The following is a 17,751-nucleotide window of genomic DNA, read 5'->3' as shown; positions in this document are numbered from 1 at the left end:
AGGAGAGAACGCCAAATCGCCCGTTGGAGCCACTCCGGAGGAGGGACGCGGAGTCAGTACCACGTTCATCGGAGGGCAGCTATTGCCGTCTGGTTCCAACTGTATGGCGGCAGGAATGGGCTGGGTTTCCGGTGTGTTAAATGATCGTTTCGGTCATCCACACGCGAGTTTCAGCCGTCCCGCTGACCGCAGGAGTGCTGGCCAGGGGTGGGGAAGCCGGAGTGCTGGGCCGGAGTGCTGGGCCAGAAGGACCCTACTTGGCGGAGATGGCCAGGAACGTGATGGGAAGGTCCAGCAGCTCCAGCGGCCCGTGCGGCCCTTCGCCGTCCAGCAGCAGGGAATCGCCGGGCTCCATGGCGTACTCGTAGGAGCCGTGGCCGTACACCATCCTGCCGGCGAGCATGTAGATGAACTCCGTGCCGGGGTGCTGGAACAGCGGGAATACGTCGGAAGCGTCCGTGAGCGTCACCAGCGTGGGTTCCAGGGCATCGGTCCGGCCCTTCAGAGTGCCAAGGACGCGGTATTCGTGGCCGTGCTGGGTGCCGCTGCGGACGGTGAGGCTTCCCTGGCCGCTCTTGGTGAAGGTGGCGTCGCGGTCCGTGTCCGCGCCGCGGAACAATGCGGTGACCGGCACTTTCAGTCCGTCAGCAAGGCGCTGCAGCGTGGTCAGGGAACATGAGGTGGTGGCAGTTTCCACACGCGAAATCATTGCCTTGGAGAGGCCTGTCCGGGCGGCCAGTTCCGCCGAGGACAGCCCGGCCGCCGTGCGGTAGTGGCGCACCTGGGCTGCGATGACCTGCTCCAGCCGGCCTGCAGCCTGCCCGTCAGCCCGCGCCCCTTCGTGCGGCGCTTCCGGCGCCTCTTCCTGCCCGCTGGCGGAATCGGCTGCCTGTTCGGCTGCGTGGTCGGTCATAGCAGCCATCTTAGGCACGGAACCGGGAGGGAGGACGACGACGGCGGCGCTACCTGGGTGCGCGGGTGTCGCCTGCCAGCCCCGCGAGGGAGTCCGCCAGCGCATGTGCGCCGGCCTCGGCATCCCGGTCCTCCACCAGCTCTTCGGGGGAATGCGAAATGCCGGTGGGATTGCGGACGAAGATCATGGCCGTCGGCAGGTGTGAGCTGAGGACGCCGGCGTCGTGCCCTGCACCAGTGGCCAGAATTGGCGCAGCCGGAAGCAGTTCCTGCAGCCGGTCGCGCAGCCCGCCGTCGAAATGCACGGTGGGGCTGAGCGATTCCATGGTCAGGTCCGCGGTGCAGCCCTCCTCCGCGGCGAACACCTGCGCAGTCAGCCCGATGGCTTCCACCAGTGCCGCGGTGACGGAGTCGTCAGGGTGCCGGGCATCGATCCACAGGTCCACGCGGGAGGCGATCACATTGGTGCCACAGGGCACCGGCTGGACCCTGCCCACGGTGGCCCTGGCGTCGCGGTACTTCCGGGCGGTATCTCGGATGCCGACCACCACTTTGGCTGCCGCAATCATCGGATCCCTGCGGTCCTTCATCAGGGTGGTGCCGGCGTGGTTGCCCTGGCCGCTGATGCTCAGCTTCCAGCGGCCGTGGCCCAGGATGGAGGAGCCGATTGCCACGGGCTGGTCCAGGTCAATCAGTCCCCTGCCCTGTTCCACGTGCAGTTCCACAAAAACGCCCAACTGCTGGAGCGTCCCGTAGTCCGCTCCGACCAGGCGCGGGTCCTGGCTGTTCGCAGCGGCGACGTCAGCATAGGTGTTGCCGTCGGGGTCCTTGAGCCGGCGCGCCTTGTCCGGGTCCAGGGCTCCGGTGAGGAGTCGGGAACCCAGGCAGGCAACGCCAAACCGGGAGCCTTCCTCTTCCGGGAAGACCGCGATGGCCAGCGGGCGCCGGGGCCGGAGTCCGCGGGTTTTGAGGATGTCGACGGCGACCAGCGCCGATGCGACGCCGAGCGGGCCGTCGTACTCGCCGCCGCCGGGAACGGAATCCAAGTGGCTTCCGGTGACGACGGCGTCCTTCCGGGTGCGTGCTGCGGTATCCCACCAGGCCCAGATGATGCCGTTGTGGTCCGTGTGGACATCCAGGCCGCGCCGTTCTGCCTGCTCAACGAACCAGCCGCGGAGGTCCGTCTCGGCGGTGGAGAACACCGGACGCGAGTACCCGCCCCGTGAGGCGTCCCTGCCGATGGTGGAGATGTCACGAAGGAGGCCGGCAACAGTGGGGGTGCTTGTCCGGCCCGAAGGCAGGGCATCCGCCGTGGGGTCCGTTGTGGCATCCGCCGTGGGTATTGTCTGTGGAAGGCTCACTGGTATCCGTTCTAGGTGGTCACAGCTGCTGGGGACGCGGTCCGGAACCGGTCCGGAACACCGCCGGAGCCGTCGGCCAGATCCGCCGCCCACTGCCCGATCAGCGGCGCGAATTTGGCGCCGTGGCCGGAACAGGGGGAGACGATTGTCAGGTTGTCCACGCGGTCGATGAGGAAGTCCTCATTGGGCGTGTTGGTGAACAGGCAGGTTGTTTCGGCGTAGGGCTGCGGGTCCAGGCCGGGCAGGTAGCGCTGCACGTACTCCACGACCCGGCGGCGGTTGGCGGGGTCCACTTCGCCGGTCTGCCGTGCCGCGGAAGGAATCAGCTTGCCGCCGTTGTACTCCGCCACTTTCTGCCCGGCGAAGCCGGCATCCCGCCCGCCGGGAAGGCCATAGGCCTGGATGTCCGCAGCCTTGTGGATGAAGGTAGGCCGGCACCCGGCACCCGGCGCAGCGCCGCCGTCGTCATCCTTGGAGGCGTCATCCTTGGGGGCGTGGTCCGCAGGGGCGTGGTCCCGGTATTTGAAGTGGAAGGCCTGCTCCTGCCGGACGGTGACCTCCGGGAGCCCGGCCAGGAAACCTGCCGGAAGGGACAGTTGTCCCAGCAGCGCCGGCAGCCAGCCGCCGGCGCTGATCACTACATTGCCGGCGTCGTGCGTTTGCCCAGTGGTTGAGTGCAGCCGGTAACCGGCACCCGTCCGCTCCACCCTTTGCAGCTCCCAGTTCGCCAGCAGCCGGGCGCCGTGCTCGACGGCGAGGCCTACCATCGCGTTGACGGCGCCTTCCGCGTCGATCACCCCCGCGCCGGGGTGCCAGAGGACTTCGGTGTCGAAGGCGATCTGCGGCCAGCGTGCGCGGGCGTCGGCCGCGGACAGGAGTTCGTGCTCGATCCCTTCCCCAGCCAGCACCGAGGCCAGCAGCCGGGGATTGCGCTCCGGGCCGTAGTCCACGGCGCCGAACGGAGTGATCAGGGGCGCCCCGCACGCGGCAGAGAGTCCGTCCCACAGGCCCTTCGATTCCACCACCGCGCGGGTGTAGAAGGGGTCGGGGTAGGCGTAGCGGAAGATCCGGGCGGACCCGTGGGAACTGCCGTCGTGGCTGGCCGGGACGTTGCGTTCCAGGATGGTCACCTGGTGCCCCCGGACGGCCAGCTGCCAGGCGGTGGCGGCACCGGCCAGCCCGGCGCCCACCACCACAAAATCTGACGCGCCGGAAAAAGCCTCAGGCATCAGAAGCTTCCCTGCACTCCGGGGATCCACGAGGTGCCGGCCAGCGGCACGCGGGCCATGGCGGACGCCTCGATGGTGAGCGCCACCAGGTCCTCGGGCTCCAGGTTGTGCAGGTGCGACTTCCCGCAGGCCCGGGCAATGGTCTGGGCCTCCATGGTGAGGACGCGCAGGTAGTTTGCCAGCCGCTTGCCGGCAGCCACCGGGTCCAGCCGGGAGGACAGTTCCGGATCCTGGGTGGTGATGCCGGCGGGGTCGCGGCCGTCCTGGAAGTCATCGTAGAAACCGGCGGCGGAGCCGAGCGCGGAGTACTCGGCGGCAAAACGGGGATCGTTGTCGCCGAGGGCGATCAGCGCAGCCGTGCCAATGGCCACGGCATCAGCGCCGAGGGCCATGGCCTTGGCGACGTCCGCCCCGGTACGGATGCCGCCGGAGACGATGAGCTGGACTTTCCGGTGCACACCGAGCTCCTGCAGTGCCTGGACGGCCTGCGGGATGGCGGCAAGGGTGGGGATCCCGACGTTTTCGATAAACACCTGCTGCGTCGCCGCCGTCCCGCCCTGCATGCCATCCACCACAACAACGTCGGCGCCGGACTTCACCGCGAGGGCGGTGTCGTAGTACGGCCGGGAAGCGCCGATCTTGACGTAGATGGGGGTCTTCCAGTCGGTGATTTCGCGCAGTTCGCCGATCTTGATTTCAAGGTCGTCCGGGCCGGTCCAGTCCGGGTGGCGGCTCGCCGAGCGCTGGTCGATCCCGACCGGAAGGGTGCGCATCCCGGCGACGCGTTCGGTGATCTTCTGGCCCAGCAGCATGCCGCCGCCGCCGGGCTTGGCGCCCTGGCCAAGCACGATCTCGATGGCGTCGGCCTTGCGGAGGTCGTCCGGGTTCATGCCGTAGCGGGACGGGAGGTACTGGTACACCAGGTGCTTGGACTGGCCTCGCTCCTCAGGCGTCATGCCGCCGTCGCCCGTTGTTGTGGAGGTTCCCACCTCCGAAGCGCCGCGGCCCAGCGCCTCCTTGGCGTTGGCGGAGAGCGCGCCGAAGCTCATGCCGGCGATGGTGACCGGGGTCTGCAGGTGCAGCGGGCGGGTGGCGTGCCGGTCGCCGAGGACGACGTCGGTATCGCACTTTTCGCGGTAGCCCTCCAGCGGGTAGCGGGACATGGAGGCGCCGAGGAACAGCAGGTCATCAAAGTGCGGGACCTTGCGCTTGGCGCCCCAGCCGCGGATGTCGTAGACGCCGGTGGCGGCGGCGCGCTGGATGTCCGCGATGGTGGCGCGGTCGAACGTGGCGGATTCGCGGAGGCCCAGTTCAGCAATGTTCTGGGTGGGCGCCTGCTGCGGAACGGAGGTGATGGTCATGGTGGGCTCCTAGTACGACGTCGAGTTGTCGACGTGGAAGTGGTAGAGGTTCCGGGCTGAGCCGTAGCGCTTGAAATCGGAAGGATTGTCCGTGCGGCCGGCGGCGGCGAGCAGCTCCGCGAGTTCTGCGAGGTGCTCTGGCATCACCGGTTTTTCGATGCAGTCCGCGCCGAGGGAGGCCACGGTGCCTTTGACGTAGATCCGTGCCTCGTAGATGGAGTCGCCCAGGGCGTCCCCGGCGTCGCCGCAGACCACCAGCCGCCCGGCCTGCGCCATGAACGCGGACATGTGGCCGATGTTGCCGCCCACCACGATGTCCACGCCCTTCATGGAGATCCCGCAGCGGGCGCCGGCGTTGCCGTCGATGACCACCAGACCACCGTGGCCGGTGGCGGCTGCTGACTGGGAAGCATCTCCCTTGACGTGGACGCGGCCGGACATGATGTTCTCCGCAAGGCCGACGCCGGCGTTGCCGTTGATGGTGACGTCGCCTTTCTGGTGCATCCCGGCTGCGTAGTAGCCGGCGTGGCCGTCGATGGTCACCTGGATGTCCGCGTCGATGCCGACGGCGAGGCTGTGCTTGCCGCCGGGGCTGGCCACGGCCCAGGATTGACCGTCAACCGCGTTGTGGACGGCCTGGTTCAGTTCCCGGACGCTGGTGGCGGCCAGGTCCACGGTGGTGGCCTCCGGCTCCCGGGCTTCCGGGGCGGCGGTTGCCGTGCTTTCGGGGGCTGTCAGAGTGACCATGTGTAGACCTTTCCGGGTTCCGGTTCAAAGATGCGGGCGTTGCTGATGCCGGGAAGGCCGGCCAGGGCGCGGTATTCGGAGGCCATGGCCACGTAGTCGTCCGTTTCGGCGATGATGGCCGGTTTACAGGCGATGGGGTCGCGGACCACGGCCATGCTGTCCGCGGTGGTGACCACCAGGGTGTAGAAACCGTCCAGGACCTTGCCGAGGTTCACCAGGGCTTCCTCCAGGGTGTCGCCCTGCTTCAGCCGGGAGGCGACGTAGCGGGCGCCCACTTCGGTGTCGTTTTCGGAGTCGAACACCACGCCTTCGCGCCTGAGCTCGCGGCGGACAGTGGCGTGGTTGGAGAAGGAGCCGTTGTGGACCAGGCAGAGGTCGTCGGCAACCGAGAACGGGTGGGAGCCGCCGGCGGTAACAGCGGACTCGGTGGCCATCCGGGTGTGGGACAGTCCCTGGCTTCCCGCCATCGCCTCCAGTCCGTGCTCGGCGGCGATTTCCATGGGGTGGCCCACGCTTTTCATGACCGCTACATGCTCGCCGCGGCCAATGATGGTGGCGCCGGGCAGGGTTTCGCTGACCGCTTTCACCAGCAGATCAGTCCCGACGGCGGCGCTCACCAGGGTGGTATCGCCCACCACTTGGACGGCTGCTGCCGCACCGGCCGGAAGCGCGCCGGCAAGGAGAGCCGCGACGCCGGCGGTGATGTCCGCCGTCGTCATTCCCTGGTCCTTGCCCAGCAGGCTGAGGGTGGACGTACCCGGGGAAACCAGGCCGGGGGTGTTGTAGACGGCCAGGCCGGCGGAGTCCGGTCCGCGGTCCACGATCTGGCACAGCATGGAGGACAGCAGGCTGCCCATTTGGGGGTGCAGCGAGGGGTTGCGCAGCTGCAGCGCGGCGATTCCGCACATGGTGGGGTCCTTACTCAATAGCGTCTGGTGGTGTGACTGGATGGAGGACTGGTCAGATCGACGTCAAATACGTGCGTATTTCCCAGTCGCTGACCTGGTTGTGCCAGCTCAGGAATTCCTCTTCCTTGGCGTCCGCGTAGTACCTGCCGATCTCCGGGTTGCCGCTGAGGCTGGCCAGGATGACGGGGTCCTGCCGCAGGGCTTCCACGGCGTGGAGAAGGGTGGCCGGCAGCTGGTGCGCGTCAGGCCGGGACTCGCCGGGACCGGACGGGGCACCCGGATCGGAGGCTTTCTCCACGCCGTCCAGCCCGGCGGAAATCGCGGTGGCAATGGCCAGGTACGGGTTGGCTGAGCCGTCCCCGGAGCGCAGCTCGATCCGCTTGTTGTCCGGGACACGGATCATGTGGGTGCGGTCGTTGCCGCCGAAAGATGCCTTGCGGGGTGACCACGTGGCACCCGAGGAACTGGTGGTGGCGCCTGTCCTTTTGTAGGAATTCACTGTCGGGGCGAGGAACGCCTGAAGTGCCGGAGCGTGCTCCAGGATGCCGGCGATGAAGGAGTAGGCGAGGCCGGAAATCCCAAGGCCCCTGCCGTCGTCGTTGCTTCCCCCGCCGGTTGCGCCGCCGTCGCCTGCACCGCTGCCCGCTGCCGGAAACAGCGCCTCCGCGCCGGACCACAGGGACAGGTGGAAGTGCAGGCCGGTGCCGGTGCGGTCGGTGAAGGGCTTGGGCATGAAGGTGGCCGTCATGCCGCGCTGTTCGGCCAGGATGTTCAGGATGTAGCGGAGGGTGACCACCCGGTCCGCCGTGGTGAGGGCATCGGCGTAGTTGAAGTTCTGCTCGAACTGGCCGGCAGCGTCCTCGTGGTCATTGGCATAGTTGCCCCAGCCCAGGCCGTTCATCGCTTCGGAAATGCCGGTGAGGTGGTCATACATGCGGGTGACGCCGCGGGCGTCGTAGCAGGGGCGGGGCGAATCGTCCCGGCCGTCGGCGGTACTCAGCGTCCCGTCGTCGTTCTTCTTCACCAGGAAGTACTCCACCTCGGCCCCCACCTTTGCCTGCATGCCCTTCTCCGCCAAGCGGGCCAGGGTGTTCTTCAGGATCACCCGAGGGGCGTAGGGCCAGGGCTTGCCGTTGACGTGCGGGTCGCAGTGGATGATGGCCAGGCCCTCCTTGATGAAGGGGACCGGGGTGAAAGAGGCGAGGTCCGGCACGGCGATCAGGTCCGGGTCCTGCGGCTTCTGGCCCATCAGGCCCGCAGCATAGCCAGCGAAGCCCATGGCACCGTCTTCGAGTTCGTCGGCGGCTTCAACGGGGACCAGCTTGGCGCAGGGTTTGCCGGTCATGTCCACGAAGGTGGCCAGCAGGAAGCGGACGCCGTGGGCCTTGGCGATGTCCGCCAGGGAAATCGTGGGCGCCCCGGAAACCTCGCGTTCTTCGGCGAAGGGCGGAGCGGTTACAGCAGGGGTTGCGACACTGGTCATCGAAACGTTCCTGTTCATTGGGTTAGCTATCAGTAAACCTTGTTGCACCAGAGTATCCAAAGTGGTGTTTCGCGTGATCGGCGGCAATGTTAATTCGGTGTTTCGTGGCGAGCTCGCCGGCGCCGGGGCAGATCCGGCAGGCAGCAACACCTCCCGCCCCATGCCAACCGGACCCCGGCAGACAGCTAAGCTGGGGAAACCCGGCAGCACGGCGAGTGCACCGCACGGGTTCGGCGGGTCCGGCAGTGAGGATCCCCGTCACTGGCCGCGGGAGGAATACGTAATGGCGCGAGCGACAGTCCAGGACGTCGCTAAGACGGCCGGCGTCTCCGTGGGGACCGTCTCCCGCGTCCTCAACGGCAGCCCGGCCGTCAGTGAGTCGAGCAAGGCAAAGGTGGCCGCGGCTATCCGCCAGCTCAACTACCGGCCCCTCGCCTCCGCCCGCGACCTGCGCCGCGACCGCACCATGCGGATCCTCGCCCTGGCCAAGAACTTGTACTCGCCGGTCATCAGCGAAGTCTTCCGCGGCGCCGGGGATGCTGCCGCCTTGTCCGGCTACGTCACCCTCATCGCCCCGACAGCCGGGGACAGGGAGCGCGAACAGCAGCTGGTGGACATGCTGCGCAACGGCTCCGTGGACGGGCTGATCATGTTTTCGCCAACAATGCCGGACGAAGACGTCGAGGAGATGGCTGAACAGCTGAGCGTGGTCCAGGTCTGCGAGATCGCTGACGCCGAGGCAGCATTCGGCGTCTCCATCGACGACCGGCAGGCAGCCTTCGACATCACGAGGCACCTCATCAGGACCGGCGGCCGGCGGATGGCGATGATCGGCACCAGGGTGGCCCGGTCCGGCCGGCTCCGCGAGGAAGGCTTCCGCAAGGCTGTGGCCGAAGCGGGCTTGTCTCCCGACCACATGCTTTTCACGGACGGGGACTTCGATTTCCATGCCGGCCGGCGCCTCGCCCGGGAGCTTCTCAGCTTGCGCCCCCTGCCCGACGCCGTGTTCTGCGGCAGCGACACAGTGGCTGCCGGATGCGTCCGCGAAATTACCGACGCGGGGTTGCGGGTACCCGGCGACATTGCCGTCGCAGGGTTTGACGACTCCATCCAGGCGGAGATGTGCGTCCCGGAGCTCACCACCATCAGGCAGCCGGCCTACGCCATGGGGCAGCTGGCTTTTGAAGCACTCCTGGCGCGCATGACCGAGCCGGAAGGGTACCGCCGCGGGCGGACCTTCCTCCCCCACGAGCTGGTGGTCCGGGACTCCACCAACGGCTGAGGCCAAGGGTTGACAGTCCAACGTGGCTCCTGTCACACTTCTTTGGAATCGATTCCAAACACGGGCGGGCGTTGCTTTTCCTCCATTGTGGAATCGATTCCAAACTGACCCTCGAAAAAGAAGCCAGCCAGGCAAAGGAGCCACTCGTGGACTTGATTCGACCTACCTCTCCGTTGCAGGAGGACACCACCGCCGCATCCGTGCCCAGCGCGAGCAAGAGCGGGACGGGCGGCGCATCCCGGCGGCGCACGCGCATCACCGCTGCCGCGGCTGCGGCCATGGCTGCCGGCCTGCTGCTGACCGCGTGCGGTGGCGGAGCTGCCACCCAGGCAACGGAGGCACCCGCCGCGGATCCGGCGTCGGCCGCCAACGCCACCGGCAGCCTCAACGTCTGCGGCGGCAAGGACGCCTCCGGCATCTACAAGGGCACGGTTGAGGCCTTCACCAAGGCCAACGGCAAGGTCACCGCCAAATACACCGAAATCGGGGCCACCACCGATGAGGCCCGCACGCAGGCCGTGCAGCGGCTCGAAGGCAAGTCCTCGGAGTGCGACATCTTCGTCACGGACGTCATCTGGACCTCCGAGTTCGCATCCCAGGGCTGGATCCTTGACCAAACCGAGCTCGTGGAGACCAACAAGGACCGCTTTATCCCCTCCACGGTGGAGACCGCCAAGTACGAGGACAAGTACTGGGCTTCCCCGTTCTTCACCAACGCCGGACTGGTCTACTACCAGAAGGACAAGGTGGCCAAACCCGAAACCTGGCAGCAGCTCTATGCTGAAGCGGCCGGGGCTGAGGGGAACAGCTTCGTCTACCAGGGCAAGCAGTACGAGGGCCTTACGGTGAACTTCCTTGAAATGCTCTACAGCGCCGGCGGAGAGGTGCTGGACGAAAACGGCGAAGTCAAGATCGATTCACCGGAGACCCGTGAAGTCCTCGACTTCATGGTGCAGGGCCTCGAGGACGGCGCGGCGGACCGCGCCGTGCTGACCTACAACGAGGACCCGGCACGCCTGGCCTACGAGTCCGGCAACTTTGGCTACCAGCGCAACTGGCCGCACGTCTACCGCCTGCTCAACGCCACCCCGCTGGCGGGCACCTTCGGCGTTGCCCCGCTTCCGGCCTGGGAAGGCGGCAAGGCCTCCGGCGTCCTGGGCGGCTGGAACCTGGCCATCTCGGCCCACTCGGCAAACCAGGCCGGCGCTGTGGCCTTCATTGATTTCGCCACCACCCCGGACTGGCAGAAGCACGTGGCCATGGACTTCTCGCAGGCCCCCGTCAGCGAGGCAGCCTATGCAGACCCCGAGGTCCTGGCCAAGATGCCGTTTGCCACCGAACTGCTCGCCTCGGTGAAGGGTGCCAAGCCGCGCCCGATCTCCCCGGTCTACCCGCAGATCTCCCAGGCGATCTACAAGAACGTCTACGCCGTGCTCTCCGGCACCGCCACCACCGAGGATGCGGTGAAGACGATGGCCGAAGAGCTCACGGCCGCAAAGGCGAGCTTCTGAGCATGGCAACCAAGTCCCTGTCCCCCGTCCGCCGGGGATCCAGCCGCGGCGTCAGCGGCCGTGACCGGGAGGAGCGGCGCCTGGCGTTCCGGATGACCGCTCCGTCCCTGGTCCTCATGGCCCTGGTGGCGGCAGTCCCCATCGGCTACGCCCTCTGGCTGTCCCTCAACCAGTACAGCGTCCGTACCGCCGGCCTGTCACGCTTCGTCGGGCTGGACAATTACATCGCAGCCCTCACCGGGCCGCACTGGTGGGCTGCCTTCGGCCAGACCTTCCTCTTTGCAGGGCTTTCGGTCTCACTCGAACTGGTGCTTGGCACGGCCATGGCACTGCTGCTCAACCTTGCCTTCAAGGGCCGCGCACTCCTGCGCGCCGTGGTGCTGCTGCCCTATGCGGTGGTGACGGTTGTCAGCGCCATCACCTGGGAAACGATGTTCCAGCCCAACCTGGGCCTGGTCACCAATGTCCTGTCAACGCTGGGCCTTCCCGGCGGGGACGTCGTCTGGCTCGGCGAGCACGGCTATGCGATGGCCGTGATCGTCCTTGCCGATGTCTGGAAGACGACGCCGTTCGCGGCCCTCATCATCCTGGCCGGTTTGCAGGTCATTTCGGCCGAGACCTACGAGGCCGCGGAACTTGACGGCGCCAGCAAGTGGCAGGCCTTCCTTTACGTCACCCTGCCCCTGCTCCGCCCGGCGATTGTGCTGGCGGCGATCTTCCGCACCATGGATGCCCTGCGCGTCTTCGACCTGCCGTTCGTGCTCACCCGCGGGGCCAACGGCACCGAATCAATGTCCATGCTGGCCTACACCGAGTTGCGCGAAAACCGGCTGGTGGGTGAAGGATCGGCCCTGTCCATCCTCACCTTCCTCACTGTCATGGTGGTCTCAGTGGTGTACATCCGCTTTGCAGGGGGCAACATCCGTGAAGTTGCCAAGGAGGAACAATGAGCACGCTGACCCCACAGCGCACGGCGGCGGAACCCGCCGCCCCAGGCGCACGGACACCCCGGCGCAGGCCGCGCGGCAGGGCGGAGCTGCATCCGGTGGTGTGGGTATTCGTCATCGCCGTGATGGGCTTCTCGCTCATACCGTTCTACTGGCTGGTCAACACCTCCCTCAAGAAGGGCGTGAGCCTGTCCCAGGGGGAACTCTTCCCAAGCCAGCCGACCTTCGAGAACTATGCGGCCGTGTTCCAGAACGCGGAGTTCCTCCTGGCCCTGCGCAACTCGGTGATCATCGCCGTCGTCACCACCACGGTGGCCCTGGTGCTGGCATCCTTCGCCGCCTATGCCCTGGCCAGGCTCAAAATGCGCCGCAAGGCGCTGATCCTTACCCTCGTCCTCTCTGTCACCACCTTCCCGGCCATTGCCATCGCGGCTCCGCTGTTCTCCATCTGGCGGGAAATCGGCCTGTACGACACACTCCTGGGCCTGATCATCCCGAAACTGACCTTCGCCTTGCCCCTGGCGATCTACACGCTGACCTCCTTCTTCAAGGAGATCCCGCGCGAACTGGAGGAATCGGCTTACATGGACGGTGCCACGCCGTTTACCGCCTTCCGCAAAGTCATCCTGCCCCTGGCCGTCCCGGGCCTTGCCACGACGGCGATCCTCGTGTTCATCTCGGTATGGAACGAATTCCTGCTTGCCGTCACCCTAACCACGTCCCCCGAGGCCCGTCCGGTCCCCGTGGCCATAGCGTTCTTCAGCGGGACCAGCGAATTTGACCAGCCGCTGGGCACCATCAGTGCGGCCTCGGTGATCATCACGGTCCCGCTGGTAGTCCTGGTGCTCCTGTGCCAGAAACGCATTGTCTCCGGCATGACCGCCGGCGCCGTCAAGGGCTAAAACCCAAAAGTTCCCACCCACAAGAAAAGGAAAAACCCCGTGAGTAACGAGCAGTCCCCCAGCCTGCAGGCTTCTGCCCTGCAAGAACCACACTCCAAGGAACTGAGGGTAGGCGTTGTCGGCATCGGCTGGGCCGGACAGCAGCACCTCATGGCCTACAACGCCCTGGACGGCGTCCGCATCGTGGCGCTGGCGGGAATGGAGGAGGAACTCCGCAACTCCCTGCAGGCCGAATATTCCATTCCCAACGCGTTCGCTGACTGGAAGGACATGCTGGAGCACGGCGGGCTGGACGCGATCAGCGTGGCAGTGCCCACCTTCCTGCACGCGCCCATCGCCATCGCCGCCCTGGAACGGGGAATCCACGTGCTGAGCGAGAAGCCCATCGCACGCAACGCCGTCGAAGGCCAGGCCATGGTGGATGCCGCCCGCAAGGCGGGGCGCGTCCTGGACGTCGCCTTCAACCACCGCCGCCGCGGCGACATCAAGGCGCTCAAGGGTGTCATTGACGACGGCGGGCTGGGCCGGCCGTATTATGCCAAGGCCTCCTGGCTCCGCCGCTCCGGCATCCCCACGCTGGGCAGCTGGTTCACCAACCCGGAGCTCGCCGGCGGCGGACCGCTGGCGGACATCGGCGTCCACGCACTGGACTATGCCCTGCACCTTCTCGGTGAGCCCAAGGTGGTGGCCGTCTCCGCCGCCACGCACTCTGAGCTGGGCCCCCAGGGGCGGGGCGGCGGAAGCCGGTACTCGGCGCAGGCCACCAGCCACGCGTTCGAGGTTGAGGACTTCGCGTCGGCATTCCTCCGGCTGGAGGGCGGCGGCACGCTGGTGATCGAGGCCAGCTGGGCAACCTACCGGGAAACGGACGACCTTTTGGACTTCACCGTCTACGGCACCGACGGCGGAGCCGAGCTCAAGGTGCAGGGCGCGCCCTTCCCGCCCGTGGGCCAGCTGCGGGTCTTCACCGACAAGGAGGGCGAATCCGCCGACTACGTGCCGCCGGTGCTTCCGGGCCGCGCCCATGACGCAGTGGTGGAAGACTTCGTAACGGCAGTGCGCGGCGGCGAGCAGGCCTGGGGCGAGCACGACGGCTCCCTGGCGCTGTACCGGGCACAGATCATCGATGCGTGCTACCAATCGGCACGCGAACAGAGGGAGGTTCGTCTCTAATGACCGACAAGCTGAGAATCCGCGTCTGGAACGAGGGCGTCCACGAGGCCATCAACGAGCCCTCCCACATCGGGGAGATCTACCCCGACGGCATCCACGGCGCCATCGCGGCAGGGCTCCGCTCCCACTACCCCGAGGCGGAGATCACGACGGCGGTGCTGGCCACCGACGACGAGCACGGCCTGGACGAGGAGGTGCTCGCGGAGACGGACGTCCTGCTCTGGTGGGGACACATGGCCCACCACGAGGTGAGCGACGCCGTCGTCGAACGCGTCCACCGGCACGTGCTCGGCGGGATGGGGCTCATCGTGCTCCACTCGGGGCACTTCGCCAAGGTCTTCACCAAGCTGCTGGGCACCACCTGCTCGCTGGCATGGCGGAACGACGGCGAGCGGGAGCTTGTGTGGACCGTGAAGCCGTCACATCCCATTGCCGAAGGCGTGGACAGCCCCATTGTCATCCCCGAGCAGGAGATGTACGGGGAACTGTTCGACATTCCGGACCCGGACGACCTGATCTTCATCAGCTCGTTCGCAGGCGGCGAGGTGTTCCGTTCCGGCGTGACCTTCACCCGCGGCAAGGGACGCATCTTCTACTTCAGCCCGGGCGACCAGGAGTACCCGGTGTACCACCACCCGCAGATCCAGCGGGTCCTGGCCAACGGCGTGAAGTGGGCGGCCCAGCCGGAGCTGCACCGCGCCGTCCCGGAGGTCACCAACCCTGCGCGGAACTGGTTCGGGGAGGCCTAGGACTCTTGTCCAGGTATGCAGGCTTCCGAGGCCTCTAAGTCGTCTTATCTGGACAAAAACTCCATTGCCGCGGCGGATTTCCCCATAGCCGGGGCGGGTTCCAGCAGGTAAAACTGAGAGATGACTACCCCAGAGCTGGTGCTAGGCCCCATGATGCGGTACGTGGACCAGACCTCGGCGAGCATCTGGGTGGAAACCCGGGACGCCGCCAGCGTGACGGTCAGCGCCGGAGCCGGGGAGTGGGAAGCGCGGACCTTCGCCGTCCACGGCCACCACTACGCCCTGGTGGAAGTGGACGGCCTGGAGTCCGGAACGGTGACGCCCTACACGGTGGCAGTCAACGGAATCCCAGTATGGCCCGAGCCCGGAACGCGGTTCCTGCCGCCGGTGATCGCCACGCTCAAACCCGGCAAGCCCCTGCGCCTGGCCTTTGGTTCCTGCCGCACCAGCGTCCCCCATGACGAATCGGGCAACCGGAGCCACGGGGTGGACGCGCTGCGGGCCTACGCCCTGGAAATGGGCTCCGGCGGCAAGGAGCCCTGGCCGGACCTGGTGGCGTTCCTGGGGGACCAGGTGTACGCCGATTCCACCAGCGACCAGATGCAGGAATTCATCAGAGCCCGGCGGGACATCACGGCGCCTCCGGGCGAGGAGCTCAAGGACTTCGAGGAGTACGCACACCTCTACTACCTGGCCTGGTCCGACCCCGCCAACCGATGGCTGCTGTCCACGCTGCCCAGTGCCATGATCTTCGACGACCATGACATCCGTGACGACTGGAATGCGTCGCTGAGCTGGCGGGAGGCCATGGAGAAAATGGACTGGTGGCATGGGCGGATCGTGGCGGGGCTTGCGTCCTACTGGGTGTACCAGCACCTGGGAAACCTGTCCCCCCAGGAGCGCGCCTCGGATGCGATCTGGCAGAAGATTGCCGCCCACCGCGGGGACGGAGAGCCGGACGTCAGCACCGAGCTCGACAGTTTCGCAGAACGGGCGGACCAGGATCCGGAAACCTACCGGTGGAGTTTCTGCCGCGACTTTGGCGACACCCGGCTGCTCGTGGTGGATTCCCGCGCCGCCCGGAACCTGGACCCGAACCACCGCGCCCTGCTGGATAAAGCCGAGATGGCCTGGCTGGATGCCCGGATGCGCGGCGGTTTCCGCCACCTGCTGGTGGCAACATCCCTGCCGTTCCTCCTGCCCATGGGACTGCACCACCTGGAGGCCTGGGACGAGGCAGTCTCCGAAGGCGCCTGGGGCAGGCTCCCGGCGCGGCTCGGTGAAAAACTCCGCCAGGCCGCGGACCTGGAGCATTGGGGCGCCTTCCAGGAGAGCTTCCGGCGGGTGGCCGCGATGGCCAAGGAAGTGGCCGACGGCGGGCGCGGGCCTGCCCCGGACAGCGTCACCTTCCTGTCCGGGGACGTGCATTTTTCCTACGTCTCCGAGGTGGAGCGGACTGCGGGCAGCCGCATCATCCAGGCGGTCTGCTCACCCATCCGCAATCCGCTCCCGCGGCTGATGCGGTCCTTCGGCGCCGTGATGTCCTACGGCCTGGCCACGCCGATCGGAGCATTGGCCGCACGCTCAGCCAAGGTCCCGGACCCGCCGTTCCGCTGGTCCGGGATCAAGGGCCCGTGGTTCGACAACAACCTGGCCTGCCTCGAAGTGGTGCCGGAAGGGCTGAAGCTGTGGTGGCAGCGGGGCGTCGTGGAGGGAGGCGACAACCTCAATCCGCGCCTGGAACGCGTGGCCGAAATAACCGTCACGTCACGCAGTGCGGGGCGTGCTGCCGTTACGCCCTCTTAGATCAGGCCCTGGGCCAGCATCGCGTCGGCAACCTTCACGAACCCGCCGATGTTGGCGCCGAGCACGTAGTTGCCCGGATCGCCGTACTCGTCAGCCGTGGAGGCGCACCGGTCGTGGATGCCCACCATGATCTCCGTGAGCCGCTCTTCAGTGTGCTCGAAGGACCACGAATCACGGCTGGCGTTCTGCTGCATTTCCAGCGCCGAGGTGGCCACCCCGCCGGCATTTGCCGCCTTGCCGGGGCCAAAGAGCACGCCTGCGTCCTGGAAGACTGACACGGCCTCGCGGGTGGACGGCATGTTGGCGCCTTCCCCGATCGCAAGGAGCCCGTTGCGCACCAGCCTGGCGGCAGCGTCGCCGTCGAGCTCGTTCTGCGTGGCGCAGGGCAGCGCCACGGACGCGTCCACGTCCCAGACGGAGCCGCCCTCCACGTAGGAGACGCCGGCGCGGCGTTCGGCGTAGTCCTTGAGGCGCCCGCGTTCCACTTCCTTGACTTCGCGGAGAAGCGCGACGTCGATGCCCGCCTCATCCACCACATAGCCGGAGGAATCGGAACAGGCCACCGCGGTGGCACCCAGGGACTGGGCCTTGGCGATCGCGTTGATGGCCACGTTGCCGGAGCCGGAGACCACCACGCGCTGGCCGTCGAAGGACGCCCCGCGGGTCTTCAGCATTTCCTGCGTGAAGATTACCGTTCCAAAACCCGTGGCTTCCGGCCGGACCAGGGATCCGCCCCAGGAAATGCCCTTCCCGGTGAGGACGCCGGATTCGTAGCGGTTGGTGATGCGCTTGTACTGGCCGAACAGGTATCCGATTTCGCGGCCGCCCACGCCGATGTCACCGGCCGGAACGTCCGTGTATTCACCAATGTGCCGGTACAGCTCGGTCATGAAGGACTGGCAGAACCGCATGACCTCGCCGTCGCTGCGGCCGCGGGGGTCGAAGTCCGAGCCGCCCTTGCCGCCGCCGATCGGCATGCCGGTAAGGGCGTTCTTGAAGATTTGTTCAAAGCCCAGGAACTTGACGATGCCCAGGTAGACCGAGGGGTGGAACCGCAGCCCGCCCTTGTACGGGCCCAGCGCCGAGTTGAATTCCACCCGGAAACCGCGGTTGATCTGCACCCGGCCTGAATCATCGGTCCAGGGGACGCGGAAGATGATCTGGCGCTCCGGTTCGCAGAGCCGCTCCAGGATGGCCGCCTCAAGGAATTCAGGGTGCCTGTCATGGACGGGCCCCAGGCTTTCGAAGACCTCAACTACTGCCTGATGGAACTCCGTTTCGCCGGGGTTCCTGGCCAGGACGGTGTCCCTGATGGCCTCCAGCCGTGCATCCATGAACTTTTCCTTACCGTGGCGCAACGTGGACGGCCGCACGGGGGCG

Annotated in this window: 15 protein-coding genes; 7 read left to right on the top strand and 8 right to left on the bottom strand. The window is 67.0% G+C overall.

Going from position 1 to position 17,751, the window contains the following annotated elements:
* Nucleotides 1-253: 253 nt before the first annotated feature.
* The 7 genes from WHH00_RS00680 to glnT all read right to left on the bottom strand — a co-directional run bounded on the left by WHH00_RS00680 (nucleotide 254) and on the right by glnT (nucleotide 8,001).
* Complete coding sequence (locus WHH00_RS00680; protein WP_406635621.1) at nucleotides 254-913, bottom strand: helix-turn-helix domain-containing protein; 660 nt, start codon at nucleotides 911-913, stop codon at nucleotides 254-256.
* A gap of 49 nt (nucleotides 914-962) precedes the next feature.
* A complete protein-coding gene (locus WHH00_RS00675; RefSeq protein ID WP_406638453.1) occupies nucleotides 963-2,213 on the bottom strand; it encodes an allantoate amidohydrolase in 1,251 nt (416 codons plus the stop codon).
* Nucleotides 2,214-2,284: 71 nt separating this feature from the next.
* Nucleotides 2,285-3,502 carry an FAD-dependent oxidoreductase gene (locus WHH00_RS00670; protein ID WP_406635619.1) on the bottom strand — a complete coding sequence of 406 codons (1,218 nt, stop codon included), beginning with the start codon at nucleotides 3,500-3,502 and terminating at the stop codon, nucleotides 2,285-2,287.
* Nucleotides 3,502-4,863 carry an FMN-binding glutamate synthase family protein gene (locus WHH00_RS00665; RefSeq protein ID WP_231455263.1) on the bottom strand — a complete coding sequence of 454 codons (1,362 nt, stop codon included), beginning with the start codon at nucleotides 4,861-4,863 and terminating at the stop codon, nucleotides 3,502-3,504. The genes WHH00_RS00670 and WHH00_RS00665 overlap by 1 nt, the downstream gene beginning before the upstream one ends.
* Nucleotides 4,864-4,872: 9 nt before the next feature.
* Nucleotides 4,873-5,610 carry a protein glxC gene (locus WHH00_RS00660; protein WP_406635617.1) on the bottom strand — a complete coding sequence of 246 codons (738 nt, stop codon included), beginning with the start codon at nucleotides 5,608-5,610 and terminating at the stop codon, nucleotides 4,873-4,875.
* Nucleotides 5,598-6,518 (bottom strand): glutamine amidotransferase, encoded by a 921-nt coding sequence (locus WHH00_RS00655; protein ID WP_406635615.1) that lies wholly within the window; start codon nucleotides 6,516-6,518, stop codon nucleotides 5,598-5,600. Before WHH00_RS00655 ends, WHH00_RS00660 begins: the two co-directional genes overlap by 13 nt.
* A 52-nt stretch (nucleotides 6,519-6,570) precedes the next feature.
* On the bottom strand, nucleotides 6,571-8,001 hold the full coding sequence (gene glnT, locus WHH00_RS00650; RefSeq protein WP_406635613.1) for a type III glutamate--ammonia ligase: 1,431 nt from the start codon (nucleotides 7,999-8,001) through the stop codon (nucleotides 6,571-6,573).
* A 283-nt stretch (nucleotides 8,002-8,284) separates the two neighbouring features.
* Between glnT and WHH00_RS00645 the strand changes: the two genes are divergently transcribed.
* The 7 genes from WHH00_RS00645 to WHH00_RS00615 all read left to right on the top strand — a co-directional run bounded on the left by WHH00_RS00645 (nucleotide 8,285) and on the right by WHH00_RS00615 (nucleotide 16,371).
* Nucleotides 8,285-9,283, top strand: a complete 999-nt coding sequence (locus WHH00_RS00645; RefSeq protein ID WP_406635611.1) for a LacI family DNA-binding transcriptional regulator — start codon at nucleotides 8,285-8,287, stop codon at nucleotides 9,281-9,283.
* 146 nt (nucleotides 9,284-9,429) lie between these two features.
* Nucleotides 9,430-10,794 (top strand): ABC transporter substrate-binding protein, encoded by a 1,365-nt coding sequence (locus WHH00_RS00640; protein WP_406635609.1) that lies wholly within the window; start codon nucleotides 9,430-9,432, stop codon nucleotides 10,792-10,794.
* 2 nt (nucleotides 10,795-10,796) lie between these two features.
* Nucleotides 10,797-11,744 carry a carbohydrate ABC transporter permease gene (locus WHH00_RS00635; protein WP_406635607.1) on the top strand — a complete coding sequence of 316 codons (948 nt, stop codon included), beginning with the start codon at nucleotides 10,797-10,799 and terminating at the stop codon, nucleotides 11,742-11,744.
* A complete protein-coding gene (locus WHH00_RS00630) occupies nucleotides 11,741-12,643 on the top strand; it encodes a carbohydrate ABC transporter permease (RefSeq protein ID WP_406635605.1) in 903 nt (300 codons plus the stop codon). Before WHH00_RS00635 ends, WHH00_RS00630 begins: the two co-directional genes overlap by 4 nt.
* A 39-nt stretch (nucleotides 12,644-12,682) precedes the next feature.
* A complete protein-coding gene (locus tag WHH00_RS00625; protein ID WP_374200938.1) occupies nucleotides 12,683-13,816 on the top strand; it encodes a Gfo/Idh/MocA family protein in 1,134 nt (377 codons plus the stop codon).
* A complete protein-coding gene (locus WHH00_RS00620) occupies nucleotides 13,816-14,565 on the top strand; it encodes a ThuA domain-containing protein (RefSeq protein ID WP_406635602.1) in 750 nt (249 codons plus the stop codon). The genes WHH00_RS00625 and WHH00_RS00620 overlap by 1 nt, the downstream gene beginning before the upstream one ends.
* A 120-nt stretch (nucleotides 14,566-14,685) precedes the next feature.
* Nucleotides 14,686-16,371: an alkaline phosphatase D family protein gene (locus WHH00_RS00615; protein ID WP_406635600.1), complete on the top strand. Its 1,686-nt coding sequence runs from the start codon at nucleotides 14,686-14,688 to the stop codon at nucleotides 16,369-16,371.
* On the opposite strand, the gene gdhA is transcribed toward WHH00_RS00615, so the two are convergent.
* Nucleotides 16,368-17,705, bottom strand: a complete 1,338-nt coding sequence (gdhA, locus tag WHH00_RS00610) for an NADP-specific glutamate dehydrogenase (RefSeq protein WP_406635599.1) — start codon at nucleotides 17,703-17,705, stop codon at nucleotides 16,368-16,370. The genes WHH00_RS00615 and gdhA overlap by 4 nt on opposite strands.
* Nucleotides 17,706-17,751 lie beyond the last annotated feature (46 nt).

It is taken from the genome of Pseudarthrobacter quantipunctorum (assembly GCF_045291495.1).
GTDB classification, from domain to species: Bacteria; Actinomycetota; Actinomycetes; order Actinomycetales; family Micrococcaceae; genus Arthrobacter; species Arthrobacter quantipunctorum.
The sequence above is the reverse complement of the archived record's forward strand: the minus strand, read 5'-3'. Positions and strand labels throughout refer to the sequence as shown.